This is a genomic window from Polymorphospora sp. NPDC051019 (assembly GCF_040683055.1).
GTDB lineage: Bacteria > Actinomycetota > Actinomycetes > Mycobacteriales > Micromonosporaceae > Polymorphospora > Polymorphospora lycopeni.
On record NZ_JBFBCH010000009.1, the window covers coordinates 39,641 to 55,532 of the forward strand.

Consider the following 15,892-nt stretch of genomic DNA (forward strand, 5'->3'; position numbering starts at 1 on the left):
CCGTGCGCGGCCCACCCATGGGACCCGGCTCAGAGCAGCGGCGGCTCCAGATCGGAGCTGAGCCGCTCGCCGGCCCGCACCACCTTCGTCGTCGGATGCTCGTGGCCGAGCAGCGCGCCGAACTTGGCCAGCACCGACTCACCGACCCGGCGCCCCTGCTCGACCTCCCCGACCGCACCCAGCGACAGGGCCAGGTTGGCCTCCGCGGTGAGCGTCTCCGGATGCCCCGGCCCGAACACGTCGGCCAGCCGGCGGTGCACGTCCTCGTCGATCTCCCGGGCTCGCGTCACGTCACCGAGGGAGAACAGGCTGTTGGCGAGATTGAGCCGGGCCGTCAGCGTGTACGGGTGGTTGTCGTTGAGCCGGGCACCGAACTCGTCGGCCACCTCCGCGGACAGCGCCCGGGCCCGCTCGTGGTCACCGAGCGCACGGGTGAACACGGCGATGTTGTTGGTGCAGATCAGGCTGAACGTGCGGTTGGCGGGAATGATCCGCTGGTATTCCGCCCGGGCCTCCTCGGCCCGGTCCAGCGCCGACCGCAGGTCACGGACCGCCCAGTCGTCACTGGCCAGGTTGAGCAGGCAGGTGACGGTGTCCGGGTGGTTGCGGCCGGGGCCGTGCAGGTAGTGCTGCAACGAGCTGTCGGTGAGCCGGCGGGCGGCCGCGTAGTCGCCGAGCTTGCGCAGTGTCACGGCCAGGCTCTTCGCCGTACGCAGCGTCTCGGTGTGGCTCTCGCCGAGCACCTCCTCGTAGGTCCGCAGGGTCCGTTCCAGGGTCCGCCGGGCGGCCGGGAAGTCACCGATCTCCCGCAGGTCACGGCCGTAGTTGCCGGCGGAGAACAGGGTGTACGGGTGACGTTCGCCGAGCACCCGCCGCCGCTTCTCCAGGGTGTCCAGGTCGAGTGCGGCGGCCGCCTGGTAGTCGCCGACCAGGCGCAGCGACACGGCCAGGTTGTTGGCGACCATCAGGCTGTGCGGGTGCTCGTCGGACAGCGTCGAGCGCAACTGCCGCAGGGTGCGTTCGTCGAGTTCCCGGGCGCCGACGTAGTCGCCGGTCATCCGGTGGTCGGCGGCGAGGCTGCGGGCGGCCATCAGCGTGTACGGGTTGGTCTCGCCGACGGTGGCCTTGAACCGGTCGTACACGTCGTGGTTCTCGTCGTGCGCGTCGCGGTCGTGCCCCTGTGCCCGCAGCACGTTGGCCCGGTGGAACCGCACCAGCAGGGTCAACCGGTCGTCGGCGCCGAAGACCTCCTCCCACCTGGCCCGGGCCCGCTCCGCGAGCAGCCGGCTGCCCGCGTAGTCGTTGCGCTTGTGCAGGTAGCGGACGACGTCGATGATGAGTTGCCGGACCTCGGTGGACCTGGACTCGACGGCCTTCGACGGCAGCAGGTGCGGCCAGAGTTCGGCGTAGCGGGACCAGTTGTCGGGGTTGTCGGGGTCCTTCGGGCTGGGCTGCGCGCCGGCCAGGATCTCGTGCACGTGGCGCCGGTTCTCGTCACGCTTCTCCGGCGACAACTCCTCGCGGATCATCAACTGGATCAGCCGGTGCACCTGGATGCTGCTCTGCCCCGGACCGACCTGGGCCAGCGCGTACCGGTTGATCTCGCGGATCACCGGTCCCATCATCAGCGGGTCGGTCAGCGACGGGTCGTACTCGGTGAGCACCTGGAGACACCGGTCGCTGTAGATCAGCGACGTCGGGATCGGTTCGGCCGAGAAGAACGCGCACAGCTCCATCAGCCGGGCGGCGGCCGGCTGGCGCTCGCGCACCTTCTCCAGGGCGAGCTGCCACATCGCGGCGACGGTCTTGGAATAGCCGCCGGGCACCGGCGCGGACAGCACGCGGACGAGTTGGCGCTCGATCTGGCGGAGCAGTTCCGGCACCGGGATCAGCGTCTCGGCCAGCCAGGCCGCGGCCTGTTCCAGGGCCAGCGGGAGATCGCCCATCTTCTCCGCGACCAGTTCCGCGTCGTCGTCCGTGATCGACTCGACGTGCCGGCGCAGCAGCGCGATGCTCTCCTCGCGGTGGAAGACGCCGACCGACACCCCCTCCGCCCGGGTCGCCCACGCCGGGTCACGGGACGTCAGCAGCACGTGCCCCGGCCCGTGCGGGATCAGCCCGTCGACGCTGGCCGGGTCGTCGACGTTGTCGTAGATGATCAGCCAGCGGGCGTACGGCCGGCCCTGCTGGAGCGCGGTCAGCACGGTGCGTACGGCCTCGTCGGCGTCGTTGCCGGCCGGCAGCCCGAGTTCCCGGCCCAGCTCGACGAGCCGGTCCCGCACGACGCTCTCCTGCTCCGCCGAGATCCACCAGACCACGTCGTAGTCGGCGGCGAACCGGTTGGCGTACTCGCGGGCGACCTGGGTCTTGCCGACGCCGGCCATGCCGTGCAACGCCTGCGGCAGGGTGCGGCTGGCCCTGGTCGCGAGCCGGTCCCGCAGGTCGTCGAGGATGCCGACCCGGCCGGTGAACGTGCTGTAGCGGGGCTGGAGGTTGCGTACCCGGGGCTGCCCGGTCGGGAACCGGGGCCGCCGGCCGCCGGCCGACTCGGCGCGCGGGTCACCGTCCGGGGGCGCGGCCTCCAGGCCCAGCGCGTCCAGCAGAAGTTCGCTGGCCTGCTGCTCGGTGCGGTCGGACAGGTCGACCTGGGTGCGGTCCAGGTAGGGCGCCGGCGGCCGGGTGGCGTCGAGCCGGGCCACCACGACCGAACGGGGCACCGGCCCGGAGCCGGCCCCGACCAGCCGCTTCCACAGGTCGGTGGCGCCCGGCGCGGCCAGGAAGTCGCGGGAGAGCAGCACCAGCGCGGCACTGGTCGTACGCACCAGCCGCTCGGCCTCGGCCATCCGACCGCCGCCCGGCCGGGCGTCGATCTCGTGCAGCACCGCCTGCATGCCCGCGTCGGCGAGTTCGGCGGCGATCCACTCGGCCCACAGCCGGTCCACCGCCGAGTAGGTGAGGAACACCTCGGAGATCTCCGACGGGCGCAGCCGCTGCCGCTCGAAGTCGGCCAGCCGCCGCAGCCGCTCCCGCTCCTCGATCGAGCCGTTGTGCTGCACCTCTCCGTTCGTCAGCACCGTGGTCAGCCGCTCGTACGCCCCGAGCAGCGAGTTGTCCTGGTAGGGCCGGTCACCGAAGGTGGAAAGGATCTCCTCGTACGCGTAGTACGCCCGGTAGGGGATCTCGACGTTGCCCCAGTAACGGTCGGCCTGGGCCGCGTCGAGGTGGGCGAGCATCGGCCGGAACCGCAGCCGGGCGAAGTCCCGGCCGGCCTCGACCTTGCCCTGCTCGCCGTCCTCGACCCGCATCGGTGCCGGCAGCATCCGCACCGGCCGGTCGCCCCGCTGGGTCTGGATCGAGTACGCCACCGCCGCCGCGCCCTCGATGCTCTGGGTGTTCATCGTGAAACAATTGACGACGGTGTCGGGCAGCAGCACCGTGCAGATGCCGGCGGCGTCGCTGAGGCCGGTGCGGCTGTCGATGAGCACGTAGTCGTAGTTGGCCTTCAGGTCGTCGCGCAGTGCCTGGAGGAAGACCCCGCCGTGCAGCCGCTCGAAGAAGCCGTTCCAGTCGAAGGTGGTCACCGCCCGCGAGTAGTGCCGGTCCTGGCGGCCGGCGGGGACGAAGTCGAGCATGCCGTCGTCGGGGAAGTGGTCCCACTCGATGGTCGACGCGTAGTCGAGGATCCGGGCGTGGTCCCGGTGCCAGCCCGGCTGGCTGGGGCCGTTGGGATCCAGGGTCGCCTCGGAGAACGACCGGATCATGTCGATGATGCCGGGCGAGGACCGCAGTTGCTTGTCGACCAGGAACGGGTGCAGGTAGCGGTGCAGGCCCGGTGACTCCAGGTCCCAGTCGATGACCAGGACCCGCTTGCCGTTGCTGGCGAGGATCCACGCGACGTTCGCCACCGCCATCGTGCGACCGGTGCCACCCTTGTACGAGTAGAACGTGATGATCTCGCCGCCGGGCTCGGGACCGGCGGCGGGTTCCGCCCCGGTGGCCGGCGCGGGCTCGATTGCCGGTGCGGCCCCGGTGGCCGGGGTGGCCGTACTCGTGGGCGTCTGTCTGACCGTCATGGTCCGCTCCTGATCCGGTCGTGACGTCGGGCGTCCGTACCCGGTTACGGGTTTTCGAGGAAGGGACGGTCGAACCGGATCTCCCCCTGCGGAATCCGGTAGATGTGCCCCCTGGTGATGACCCGGCTCCACGCCTCTTCGAGCACCTCTTCCAGGCACTGGCCGAAGCTTTCCGGGCTGGGAATGCCGAGCCGGAACATCTCCTGGTCGGGCCGGGTGACGTTTCGGGGCAGCAGACGTCTGCACTCCAGGTCGAGCTGCGCCCAGTGCGACTGGTTCTCGGCGATGGCCGGGTTCCAGGGCGCGAGCACGGCCGTGGTCGGGCCGCTGTTCTCGTCGTAGCGCTGCAGGGCCAGGCGCTGGTCCTGCAGCTGGCTGGACCAGGCGTCGAGGAGCAGCACCACGATCTGGTTGTTGCGCACCGCCGATTCCAGCCGGTCGGTGATGCCGTCGGTGGAGGCCACCTCGGCCCCGAAGTCACGCTGCATCGCCAGGCCGCTGGCCAGGTCGGAGACCGACGTCCGCGGATCGGGATGGTACGGCGCCCAGGAGTGGTCGTGGTTGCCGTAGGCGCCGAGTTCGGACCGGACCGGCGACATCTCCTCCCGGTTGCCGGCGGAGACCACGAAGTGCACGTGCTTGACCGCCTGCCGGACCTCCACCGACTCACGTGGGGTCGGCGCCACCGCGACGGCGAACGCGTTGGGCACCAGGCGCAGGACCGGCTTCTCGACCGGGGGCGGCAGCGGATGGTCGTCGTGCAACGACACGATCGTGCGGGCCAGTTCGGCGATGAACTGGTATTTCCGGTCCCGGTAGCGGCCCTGCCGCATCAGGTCCCGCAATCCGATCGGACGGTCGTTCTGGTCGAGGCCGATCTGCGGGTACTGCAGCCTGGCGGCGACCGGGTGCACCTCGGTGCCGGCCATCCACATGACCGGGATCAGCGACGGCGGGCGGCTGCCCTGCGCGGTCCGGTGCTGGTCGAGCCGGCCGTCGAAGACCGACCATTCCTGGCCGCAGTTGACGCTCTTGAAGTATCGCGGCGCCATCAACGCGATGAAGGTGTGCGCCTGGGACAGTGCGGTCGCCAGCTCGTCGGGCCATTCGGTGCCCGGCTCGATCGTGCTGGTGTCGAAGAAGCCGACGCGTTCGTGGCGGCCCAGTCCGGCGTGGGCGCGTACCTCGGCACTGAGAAGGTCGAAGAACTTCTTCTTCCACGGGTCGTCGTCACCACGGGCGTAACTGAGAAAGAAATACTGTCCCACCACGTCCTCCGACCCGCCGAAAGGCATTCAGACAGCCGGTAACACGCATGCTGTGCAGCGAGTATATCCACGCGCTTCCAGGCGGAATGGGTCCCGATCTTCCGAGATAGCCGATTGGGATAAATTGGACCGACAATTGCCGATCATCACTCGATGGAGGGAACCGCCGGCACCCGTTGCCGAAGATCTACCGACAGCCGTCGCCGTACGTGGTCGATCAACCGATAGAGATCGACACAGTAGACGGACGGGTTACGGAACCCGGAGCCGGCGCGATAGCGGTGCGGGAAACAGCCGCCGCCACAGGTGCGTACGACGTCGCACCGGCCACACTCGTCGGACAGGGCAGCCGCCCCCAACTGGCGGGCCACGACCGCGGGATGCCAGAGTGCCGCGTCGAACGCGTCGGTGTCGACGTTGCGGCCGGTCGCGGGCGCCCCCGGGTAAGCCGACTTGAGCGTGTCCACCTGCTCGACCGCCCCGTCGGTGTCGACGACCGCGGTCACGTACGGGCTCAGACCGACCGACTCCGACCGGCCCGGACCACCCAGCAGCAGGTGGATGATCTCCTCGAAGAGCCGGACCCCGGTCTCCCGCCGCGGCGCGCCGTACCACCGGTCGAAGACCGCGATCAGCCAGTCGGCGTACGGGGTGGCGCCGGTCGGCGGCCGGCCCGGCGGCGGATCCGACCAGTTGCCGTGCGGCAGCAGCAGGTCGATCGTCGGTGGCGCGAACGACAGCAGCGCCTCGTACGTGCCGACCGGATCGTTGGCCAGGTCGACCGTACACAGCAGACCGGCGAACATCTCCCGGAAGTCAGCGCCGGTGAGCAGGTCGAGACCGGCCCGGACCTGCGCGTAACTGCCGCGCCCGTCGGCGAACCGGCGGTGCCGGTCGTTGCCGACCGCGTCACCGTCCAGGCTCACCCCGACCCGGTAGCCGTGCCGGCGCAACGCCGACAGCATCGGCCGGTCGAGCAGGATGCCGTTGGTCTGCACGCTCAACGACAACGTGGTGCCCGCCGGCAACAGCGTCCGCAGGAGTTCGGCGGTGCGCTCCACCGCCCCGGTGCCGGCGAGCAACGGCTCCCCGCCGTGCAGCACCACGGCCACCTCGGCGAGGGCGTGGGTCCGGGCGTGCTCGGCGATCCGCTCGCAGACCCGGGAGTGCACCACCGCCGACATGACCTTCGGCCGCGACCGCCAACTCTGGTCGGCCATCGTGTAGACGTAGCAGTAGTCGCAGGCCAGGTTGCAGCGGGCGTGCACCTTGACGACGAACTGCCGGAACGGCGCCGGCCGGAAGCCGGTCCGGCGCAGCGCCGCCAGATCGAGGTCTTCGGGCCACCGCGCCGGCCGGCTCACTCGATGCCGCCCGCCCCGAGCAACACCTTGATCTCGGAACGGAACGCGACGTCGTTGGCCACCTTGATCTCCGCGCCGAGGGCCAGGCGGAGGTCTGCGCCGGCACCGGCCGGCTTGCGCAGCCGCATCTGCACCGGTACGTCGCCGGGGTGGGCGAGCAGCACCCGCCTCAACTCCTGCGCGAACTCGGCGGTCACCTTGTCCATGGTGGTGACCAGCACGATCGGCGGCTCGCCGCCCTCGACCACACTGGACACGTCGAGGATCGCCATGTCCTGGCCGAACACGCTGACCTCACCGTCGCGCCGGCTGACGTGCCCGGAGATCTTCACAACAGTGTCCTCGATCATGTACTGCCCGAGCACTTCGTAGGACTTGGGGAAGAACAGCACCTCGACGCTACCGCTGAGGTCCTCCAGGTGCACGATCGCCCAGGAGGCGCCCTGCTTGGTGATCTTCCGGGTGACGCCGGAGATCATGCCGGCGAGCACCACCGGCTTGCGGTCCGGGGTGTCCTCGCCGAGGATCTCGCTGATCATCTGCTCGCTGTTGGCCTTGAGGATCCGCTCGGTGCCGGCCAGCGGGTGGTCGGAGACGTACAGGCCGAGCATGTCGCGCTCGAAGGCGAGCTTCTCCTTCTTGTGCCACTCCTGCCCGCTGAAGGTCAGGTCGAGACCGACGACCGACGACTCGCTCGGCGTCTCGGTCAGCCCGCCGAACAGGTCGAACTGGCCGGCGGCCTCCTGCCGCTTGAGGCCGACGACGGCGTCGATCGCCGTCTCGTGATGGATCACCAGATCACGCCGGGTGTGCCCCATCTCGTCGAAGCCGCCCGCCTTGATCAGCGATTCCACCGTCCGCTTGTTGCAGACGACCAGCTCGACCTTTGACAGGAAGTCGGAGAACGACGTGTACGCCCCCTTCTCCTGCCGGGACTTCACGATCGACGACACCACGTTCGCGCCGACATTGCGTACGGCGCCGAGGCCGAAACGGATGTCACGACCGACCGGGGTGAAGGCCAGGGCCGACTCGTTGACGTCCGGCGGCAGCACCTTGATCCCCATGCTGCGGCACTCGGCCAGGTAGAGCGCCATGGTGTCCTTCTTGTCGCCGACCGAGGTCAGCAGGCCCGCCATGTACTCGGCCGGATAGTTCGCCTTCAGGTATGCGGTCCAGTAGCTGATCAGGCCGTACGCGGCGGAGTGCGCCTTGTTGAAGGCGTAGCCGGCGAACGGCACCAGCACGTCCCAGACCGCCTGGCACGCCTCCTTGGAATAGTCGCGTTCCAGCATGCCCTGCTGGAACGGCACGAACTCCTTGTCGAGGATCTCCTTCTTCTTCTTGCCCATCGCGCGGCGGAGCAGGTCGGCCTGGCCGAGCGTGTAGCCGGCCAGCTTCTGCGCGACACGCTGCACCTGCTCCTGGTAGACGATCAGACCGTAGGTGTCGGCCAGGATCTCCTTGAGCGGTTCGGCCAGCTCCGGGTGGATCGGGGTGATCTCCTGCTGGCCGTTCTTGCGCAGCGCGTAGTTGATGTGCGAGTTGACGCCCATCGGGCCGGGGCGGTAGAGGGCGCCGACGGCGGAGATGTCCTCGAAGTTGTCCGGCTTCATCAGCCGCAGCAGGGACCGCATCGGCCCGCCGTCGAACTGGAAGACGCCGAGCGTGTCGCCCCGGCCGAGCAGGTCGAAGGTCGGCTTGTCGTCGAGCGGCAGCTTGAGCAGGTCGATCTTGAGCCCGGCGGTCGCCTCGATGTTCTTCAGCGCGTCGTCGATGATGGTCAGGTTGCGCAGGCCGAGGAAGTCCATCTTCAGCAGCCCGAGCGACTCGCAGGTCGGATAGTCGAACTGCGTGATGATGGTGCCGTCGGCGTCACGCTGGACCAGCGGCACGTGGTCGATCAGCGGCTCGGCCGACATGATGACGCCGGCGGCGTGCACGCCGAGCTGGCGGACCAGTCCTTCGAGGCCCTTGGCGACCTCCATCACCTTGGCGACGTCGGCCTCGTTGGCGGTCAGCTCACGGACCGCGGCGGCCTCGGCGTACCGGGGGTGCTTCGGGTCGAAGATGCCGGACAGCGGGATGTCCTTGCCCAGCACCGCCGGCGGCATCGCCTTGGTGATCTTGTCGCCGAGGGCGTACGGGAACCCGAGCACCCGGCAGCCGTCCTTGATGGCGGCCTTCGCCTTGATGGTGCCGAAGGTGGCGATCTGCGCGACCCGGTCCGACCCCCACTTCTCCGTGACGTAGCGGATCACGTCGCCGCGCCCACGCTCGTCGAAGTCGATGTCGATGTCGGGCATCTGGACGCGTTCGGGGTTGAGGAACCGCTCGAAGATCAGGCCGTGCTGGAGCGGGTCCAGGTCGGTGATGCCGAGCGCGTACGCGACGATGCTGCCCGCCGCCGAGCCACGCCCCGGTCCGACCGAGATGCCGTTGTTCTTCGCCCACATGATGAAGTCGGAGACCACGAGGAAGTAGGCCGGGAAGCCCATCTCGCAGATGACGTCCAGTTCGTACTCGGCCTGCTTGCGGCGGGCCTCGTCGTAGCCGTCCGGCCACCGGCGGTCCATGCCGGCCCAGACCTCCTTGCGGAACCAGGTCGACTCGGTCTCGCCCTCGGGGACCGGGAACTTCGGCATCAGGTTCCGGAACTTGAACATCCCGTCGGTCTCGACCCGGGAGGCGATGAGCAGCGTGTTGCGGCAGCCCTCCTGCCACGCCTCGGACAGGTCGACGGCGTACATCTCCTCGGCGGACTTGATGTAGTAGCCGCCGCCGTCGAACCGGAACCGGTTGGGATCGGACAGGTTGCTGCCGGTCTGTACGCAGAGCAGGGCGTCGTGCGCCTCGACCTGGGAGGCGAAGGTGTAGTGCGAGTCGTTGGTGACCACCGGGGGGATGCCGAGCCGGCGGCCGATCTCCAGGAGTCCGTCACGGACCCGCTTCTCGATCTCCAGACCGTGGTCCATGAGTTCGAGGAAGAAGTTTTCCTTGCCGAAGATGTCCTGGTATTTGGCGGCCGCCGCCTCGGCCTCCTTGACGTGCCCCAGCCGCAGCCGGGTCTGCACCTCGCCGGACGGGCAGCCGGTGGTGGCCATGATGCCAGCGGAGTGCTCGGAGATCAGGTCGGCGTCCATCCGGCCCTTGACGTAGTGCCCCTCGATCGACCCCCGCGAGTTGAGCCGGAAGAGGTTGTGGAGGCCCTCGGCGTTACGGGCCCACATCGTCATGTGGGTGAAGGCGCCGTTACCGGAGACGTCGTCGCGCTTCTGGTCCGGGTTACCCCAGTTGATCCGCTTCTTGTCGAACCGGGAGGCCGGTGCGAGATACGCCTCGATCCCGATGACCGGGGTGATGCCGGTCGCCTTGGCCTGCTGGAAGAAGTCGTACGCCCCGTGCATGTTGCCGTGGTCGGTGACGGCCACCGCAGGCATCCCGAGCCGGGCCGCTTCGCCGAACATCTCCTTGAGGCGGGCCGCTCCGTCCAGCATCGAGTACTCGGAATGCACATGCAGATGGACGAACTGGTCAGCCACAGGTTTCTCCCCCCACGTGAGATGCCGGCCGGTACGGCGGCGCGAAGCCCACCTGACCCTAGCGCTGTCCCGACGCGGGCGTGGACAGGGCGTCCGGCGCGTCCCGCCGGCCGCCGGAGGCCGATTGCCCAAGCAAGTTACCAGCAAGTAACATGCTGCCATGTCCATCGACTCGCGGCAGGTGGCCGCCGGAATGCTGCAGGCCGTCCCGTTCGCCCGCACCCTCGGAATCGAGTTCATCGACGTGGCGGAAGACTCCGAGGGGCTGCACGCGATCGTGCGCCTGCCGGACTCCGGAGCGACCCACAACCACGTCGGCGGGCCGCACGCCGGCGCCATGTTCACCCTCGGGGAGACCGCCTCCGGCGCGGTCGTCCTCGCCGGCTTCGGGCACCTGCTCGACCGCGCCGTGCCGCTGGCCGTACGCGCCGAGATCGCGTACAAGAAGCTCGCCATGGGTCCGGTACGGGCGACAGCCCGCCTCGGCCGGCCGGTCGCCGAGGTCGAGGCCGAACTCGCCGCCGGCACCCGACCGGAGTTCCCGGTCCTGGTGGAGATCTCCACCGAGGGCGAGAGCGCGCGGGTCACGGCCCTGTTGACCGTGGTCTGGACGCTGCGCCCGCAGTGATCCCCGGGTCTTCCCTGATCCGCCCCTGAATCCGGCCGGCGGACCTGGACACCTCCTCGATAGGAAGACACGCTACATGTAGCTGTCAGACCTATCGAGGAGGTTCTCGGTGACCACCACCGGTCCCCGTCCCCGCCGACCGCTCCGCCTGCTCGTCGGCATACTCGTCGCGGTCGTCGTGCTCTGCTGCTGCGGCAGCGCCGGGATCACCGGGTGGCTGCTGCGGCCGGGGATCGACACCGCCGGAAAGGTCGACTTCCGCAACCCGCTCGCCGTACCACCGCTGGCCCCGTCCCGCATCGACGACGAGGGACGACGGGTGTTCGACCTGCGGGCGCAGGCCGGCCAGCGCGACTTCGGCCGGGGCACGGCCACCCGGACCTGGGGCTTCGAGGGCGACTACCTCGGACCGACCCTGCGCGCCACGCGCGGCGAACGGGTCGTCGTCGACGTCGTCAACGGGCTGCCCGAGCCGACCAGCGTGCACTGGCACGGCATGCGCCTGCCCGCGGTCATGGACGGCGGCCCGCACCAGGAGGTACGCCCCGGCGCCACCTGGTCACCCACCTGGACGGTCGACCAGCCGGCGGCCACCCTCTGGTACCACCCGCACCCGCACGGCAAGACCGAGGAGCACGTCTACCGCGGCCTCGCCGGCATGTTCATCATCGACGACGAGCGGGAATCGGCACTACCGCTCCCCCGCGACTACGGCGTCGACGACTTCCCGGTGATCGTCCAGGACAAGAACTTCGACCGGGACGGACAACTGCGGGTCACCCGCAACATGTTCTCCGGCATCGGGACGCTGGGCGACACCCTGCTGGTCAACGGCACCGTCGCGCCCTACCTGGACGTCACCACCGAACGGGTACGGCTCCGGCTGCTCAACGGCTCCACCGCCCGGACGTACGACTTCGGCCTCGCCGACGACCGGCCGTTCGCGCTCATCGGCACCGACGGCGGTCTGCTGCCCGCCCCGCACACCACCCGGCGGATCACCCTGTCGCCAGGTGAACGGGCCGAGATCGTCGTCGGGATGCGGGCCGGCGAGCGGGTCGCCGTACGCAGCTTCCCGCCCGCGCTCGGCAACGTCTTCTCCGACCGGTTCACGGGCGGCGAGGACACCTTCGACGTGCTCGAACTGCGGGCCGCCGGCACCCTCGCCGCAGCACCCGACCTGCCCGACCAGCTCGTTCCGGTCAAGCGCATCGATCCGGCGTCGGCCGTCACGACCCGGTCGCTCGACTTCGCCGGCCGGGGGATCAACGGCAAGAGCATGGACATGGGCCGGATCGACGCCGCCGTCGTCCGGGGCAGCGTCGAGATCTGGGAGGTCACCAAGCTCGACGGCACCCCGCACAACCTGCACGTGCACGATGTGCAGTTCCAGGTGCTGACGATCGGCGGCGAGCCGCCACCGCCGCACCTCGCCGGCTGGAAGGACACCATCCTCCTGCCCGACGACGACACCGTACGGATCATCATGCGGTTCGGTGACCACGCCGACCCGAACGTGCCGTACATGTACCACTGTCATCTGCTCTACCACGAGGACCAGGGGATGATGGGCCAGTTCGTGGTGGTCGAACCGGGCCAGTCGGCGGGCACCCCGCCGCGCGGCGGGGCGGGACACTCACACGGACAGTGACCGCGGCGCTCCGCGCGGCAGGGTTTCAGCAGCCTTCGGCGCGGTTAGATTGACCTGGTGCTCGGTCTACCCGCTGACGTCACCGCCTGCCTGTTCGACCTCGACGGTGTCCTGACCCAGACCGCACGGGTGCACAACGCGGCCTGGGCGGAGACCTTCGACGCCTACCTGCGCCGCCGATCGGCCGCCACCGGCGAGCCGTTCCGGCCGTTCGACCCCGGCCCCGACTACCACCTGTACGTCGACGGCCGGCCCCGCCTCGACGGCGTACGCAACTTCCTCGCCTCGCGCGGCATCACACTGCCGGAGGGGACGCCGGACGACCCGCCGACCGCCGACACGGTCAACGGGATCGGCAACAGCAAGAACGCCATCGTGCTGCGCCGGATCGCCGCCGGTGACGTAGAGGTCTTCGACGGATCGGTCGCCTACCTGCACGCGGTCGCCCGGGCCGGAATCCGCCGGGCGGTCGTCTCCGCCAGCGCGAACTGCCGCCAGGTGCTCGCCGCCGCCGGCATCGAGGACCTGTTCGAGGTACGCGTCGACGGCATCGTCGCACGCGAACAGGGACTGCCCGGCAAACCGGCCCCGGACACCTTCCTGGCCGCAGCCCGGATGCTGGGGGTCGAACCGGCCCGGGCCGCGGTCTTCGAAGACGCGCTCGCCGGGGTCGAGGCCGGCCGGGCCGGCGGGTTCGGCCTGGTGGTCGGCGTCGACCGGGCCGGCCAGGCCGAGGCGCTGCGCGTCCACGGCGCCGACGTCGTCGTCACCGACCTGTCCGAACTACTCACCGCGCAAGAGGCCGTGAGCGAGCGCAGCGAGCGAACCAACAAGCTCAGTACCAATCATGACGACGGCGAGCGAAGCGAGGCGGTGTCATGAGCGAACGCAGCGAGCGAACCAACAAGCTCAGTACCAATCATGACGACGGCGAGCGAAGCGAGGCGGTGTCATGATCCGTGAGCGGGCCTATCCGGTCGAGCCGTGGCACGTGCGGGAGACCGGCCTCGACCTGGACGTCCTGGCCCAGTCGGAGTCGGTGTTCGCGCTGGCCAACGGGCATGTCGGGCTGCGCGGCAACCTCGACGAGGGTGAGCCGCACGGACTGCCCGGCAGCTACCTCAACTCCTTCTACGAGCTGCGTCCGCTGCCGTACGCCGAGGCCGGGTTCGGTTTTCCCGAGTCGGGCCAGACGATCGTCAACATCACGAACGGCAAGCTGATCCGGCTGCTGGTCGACGACGAACCGTTCGACGTCCGCTACGGCGAACTGCTCGCCCACGAGCGGGTGCTCGACCTGCGCGCCGGCACCCTGGAACGCAACGTGCACTGGCGTTCACCGGCCGGCGACGAGGTCCGGATCCGCAGCACCCGGCTGGTGTCGTTCACCCAACGGGCGGTCGCGGCGATCTGCTACGAGATCGAACCGGTCGACGAACCGGTGCGGCTGATCGTGCAGTCCGAACTGGTCGCCAACGAGGAACTGCCGGCGCAGGCGAAGGACCCGCGGGTCGCCGCCGTACTGGAGTCGCCGTTGCAGGCCGAGGAGCGGCTGGTCTACGAGGACGGTGGCCTGCTGATCCACCGGACCAAGCGGAGCGGGCTGCGGCTGGCCGCCGCGATGGGGCACGAGGTCGACGGGCCGGAACGCACCAAGGTGACCACCGAGGCGTACGAGGACTGGGCCCGTACGACGGTCGCGGTGGCGCTCCGTCCGGGCCAGCGGCTGCGGATGGTCAAGTACCTGACGTACGGCTGGTCCAGCCGGCGGTCCCGGCCCGCGCTGCGGGACCAGGTCGGCGGTGCGCTGGCCGGGGCCCGCTACTCCGGTTGGGAGGGCCTGGTCCGCGAGCAGCGCGAATACCTCGACGACTTCTGGGACGCGTCCGACGTGCGGGTCGAGGGTGATCCCGAGGTGCAGCAGGCGGTGCGGTTCGGGCTGTTCCACGTGTTGCAGGCCGGCGCGCGGGCCGAGTCGCGGCCGATCGCCGCGAAGGGCCTGACCGGTCCGGGCTACGACGGCCACGTCTTCTGGGACACCGAGACGTTCGTGCTGCCGGTGCTGACGTACACCCAGCCGGCCGCGGTGGCGCACGCCCTGCGCTGGCGGCACGCCACCCTGGACCTGGCCCGGGACCGGGCCCGGACCCTCGACCTGCACGGGGCGGCGTTCCCGTGGCGGACGATCCGGGGCCACGAGTGTTCGGCGTACTGGCCGGCGGGCACCGCCGGCTTCCACATCGGCGCCGACATCGCCGACGCCGTCCGCCGCTACGTGCAGGCGACCGGGGACACCGAGTTCGAGCGCGAGATCGGCCTGGAGCTGCTGGTGGAGACGGCGCGGTTGTGGCGGTCGCTGGGCCACCACGACCGGCACGGCCGGTTCCACATCGACGGGGTCACCGGGCCGGACGAGTACACGGCGGTGAAGGACGACAACGTCTACACGAACCTGATGGCGCAGCGGAACCTGCTGGCCGCCGCGGAGGCGGTGCAGCGGCACAGCGAGGAGGCGTGGCGGCTCGGCGTCGACGACGAGGAGACCGCCGCGTGGCGGGACGCGGCCGGGTCGATGTACGTGCCGTACGACGAGGAGCTGGGCGTGCACCCGCAGGTGGAGGGCTTCACCCGCTACCAGGAGTGGGACTTCGCCGCGACCCCGCCGGACAAGTACCCGCTGCTGCTCAACCACCCGTACTTCGACCTCTACCGCAAGCAGGTGGTCAAGCAGGCCGACCTGGTGATGGCGATGCACCTGCGCGGCGACGCGTTCACCGCCGAGGAGAAGGCGCGCAACTTCGTCTACTACGAGCGTCGTACGGTTCGCGACTCGTCGCTGTCGGCGTGCACCCAGTCGGTGCTGGCCGCCGAGACGGGCCATCTCGAACTCGCCCACGACTATCTGGGCGAGGCCGCCCTGATGGATCTGCACGACATCCACCAGAACACCCGCGACGGGGTGCATGTGGCGTCGCTGGCGGGGGCGTGGATCGCGCTGGTGGCCGGGCTCGGCGGGATGCGTGACCACGACGGCCGGTTGTCGTTCGCGCCCCGGCTGCCGAGCCGGATCGGCCGGCTGGAGTTCTCGTTGATGTGGCACGGCCGGCGGTTGCGGGTCGACGTGCGGCCGCACGAGGTGACGTACGCGCTGCGGGACGGCGACGACGACACCCGGCTGGAGTTGCGGCACCACGGTGAGGAGGTCACGGTGACCTGTGACGATCCGGTGACCCTGCCGATCCCGGCGGCTCCGCTGGCGGGGCCGCCGCCCCGCCAGCCGCCGGGGCGTGCCCCGGCCCGCCGGTCGGCGCTGGGCGAGCTGTGACGGATACGCCGGAGCCGGGTCGCGCAGGCGACCCGGCTCCG

At 70.0% G+C, this 15,892-nt stretch carries 8 protein-coding genes; 4 read left to right on the forward strand and 4 right to left on the reverse strand.

Translation table 11 applies throughout. The features are described from left to right. Window positions 1-29: 29 nt before the first annotated feature. The 4 genes from fxsT to dnaE form a co-directional block, all read right to left on the reverse strand. A complete protein-coding gene (fxsT, locus tag AB0M79_RS17765; RefSeq protein ID WP_364214422.1) occupies window positions 30-4,073 on the reverse strand; it encodes an FxSxx-COOH system tetratricopeptide repeat protein in 4,044 nt (1,347 codons plus the stop codon). 44 nt (window positions 4,074-4,117) lie between these two features. Next, window positions 4,118-5,341, reverse strand: coding sequence for a TIR-like protein FxsC (locus AB0M79_RS17770; protein WP_364214425.1), 1,224 nt, complete (start codon window positions 5,339-5,341; stop codon window positions 4,118-4,120). 146 nt (window positions 5,342-5,487) lie between these two features. Continuing rightward, window positions 5,488-6,705 (reverse strand): FxsB family cyclophane-forming radical SAM/SPASM peptide maturase, encoded by a 1,218-nt coding sequence (locus AB0M79_RS17775; protein WP_364214428.1) that lies wholly within the window; start codon window positions 6,703-6,705, stop codon window positions 5,488-5,490. Continuing rightward, window positions 6,702-10,247, reverse strand: a complete 3,546-nt coding sequence (gene dnaE, locus AB0M79_RS17780; protein ID WP_364214431.1) for a DNA polymerase III subunit alpha — start codon at window positions 10,245-10,247, stop codon at window positions 6,702-6,704. Before dnaE ends, AB0M79_RS17775 begins: the two co-directional genes overlap by 4 nt. Before the next feature lie 160 nt (window positions 10,248-10,407). Here dnaE and AB0M79_RS17785 point away from each other — a divergent pair, with 160 nt between their 5' ends. From AB0M79_RS17785 to AB0M79_RS17800, 4 genes are all read left to right on the forward strand, one after another. After that, window positions 10,408-10,875 carry a DUF4442 domain-containing protein gene (locus AB0M79_RS17785; protein ID WP_357538322.1) on the forward strand — a complete coding sequence of 156 codons (468 nt, stop codon included), beginning with the start codon at window positions 10,408-10,410 and terminating at the stop codon, window positions 10,873-10,875. A gap of 109 nt (window positions 10,876-10,984) precedes the next feature. Continuing rightward, window positions 10,985-12,526, forward strand: coding sequence for a multicopper oxidase domain-containing protein (locus AB0M79_RS17790; RefSeq protein WP_364214434.1), 1,542 nt, complete (start codon window positions 10,985-10,987; stop codon window positions 12,524-12,526). Window positions 12,527-12,583: 57 nt separating this feature from the next. Continuing rightward, on the forward strand, window positions 12,584-13,408 hold the full coding sequence (locus AB0M79_RS17795) for a beta-phosphoglucomutase family hydrolase (RefSeq protein ID WP_364214437.1): 825 nt from the start codon (window positions 12,584-12,586) through the stop codon (window positions 13,406-13,408). Window positions 13,409-13,478: 70 nt separating this feature from the next. After that, entirely contained in the window at window positions 13,479-15,851 is a 2,373-nt protein-coding gene (locus AB0M79_RS17800; protein ID WP_364214440.1) for a glycoside hydrolase family 65 protein, read from the forward strand. The last annotated feature ends 41 nt before the right edge of the window (window positions 15,852-15,892 follow it).

Excerpts from the sequence above, each read along its gene's own strand:
- fxsT (WP_364214422.1), bottom strand. The coding sequence starts at position 4,073 with ATGACGGTCAGACAGACGCCCACGAGTACGGCCACCCCGGCCACCGGG.
- AB0M79_RS17785 (WP_357538322.1), top strand. The coding sequence starts at position 10,408 with ATGTCCATCGACTCGCGGCAGGTGGCCGCCGGAATGCTGCAGGCCGTC.
- AB0M79_RS17800 (WP_364214440.1), top strand. The coding sequence starts at position 13,479 with ATGATCCGTGAGCGGGCCTATCCGGTCGAGCCGTGGCACGTGCGGGAG.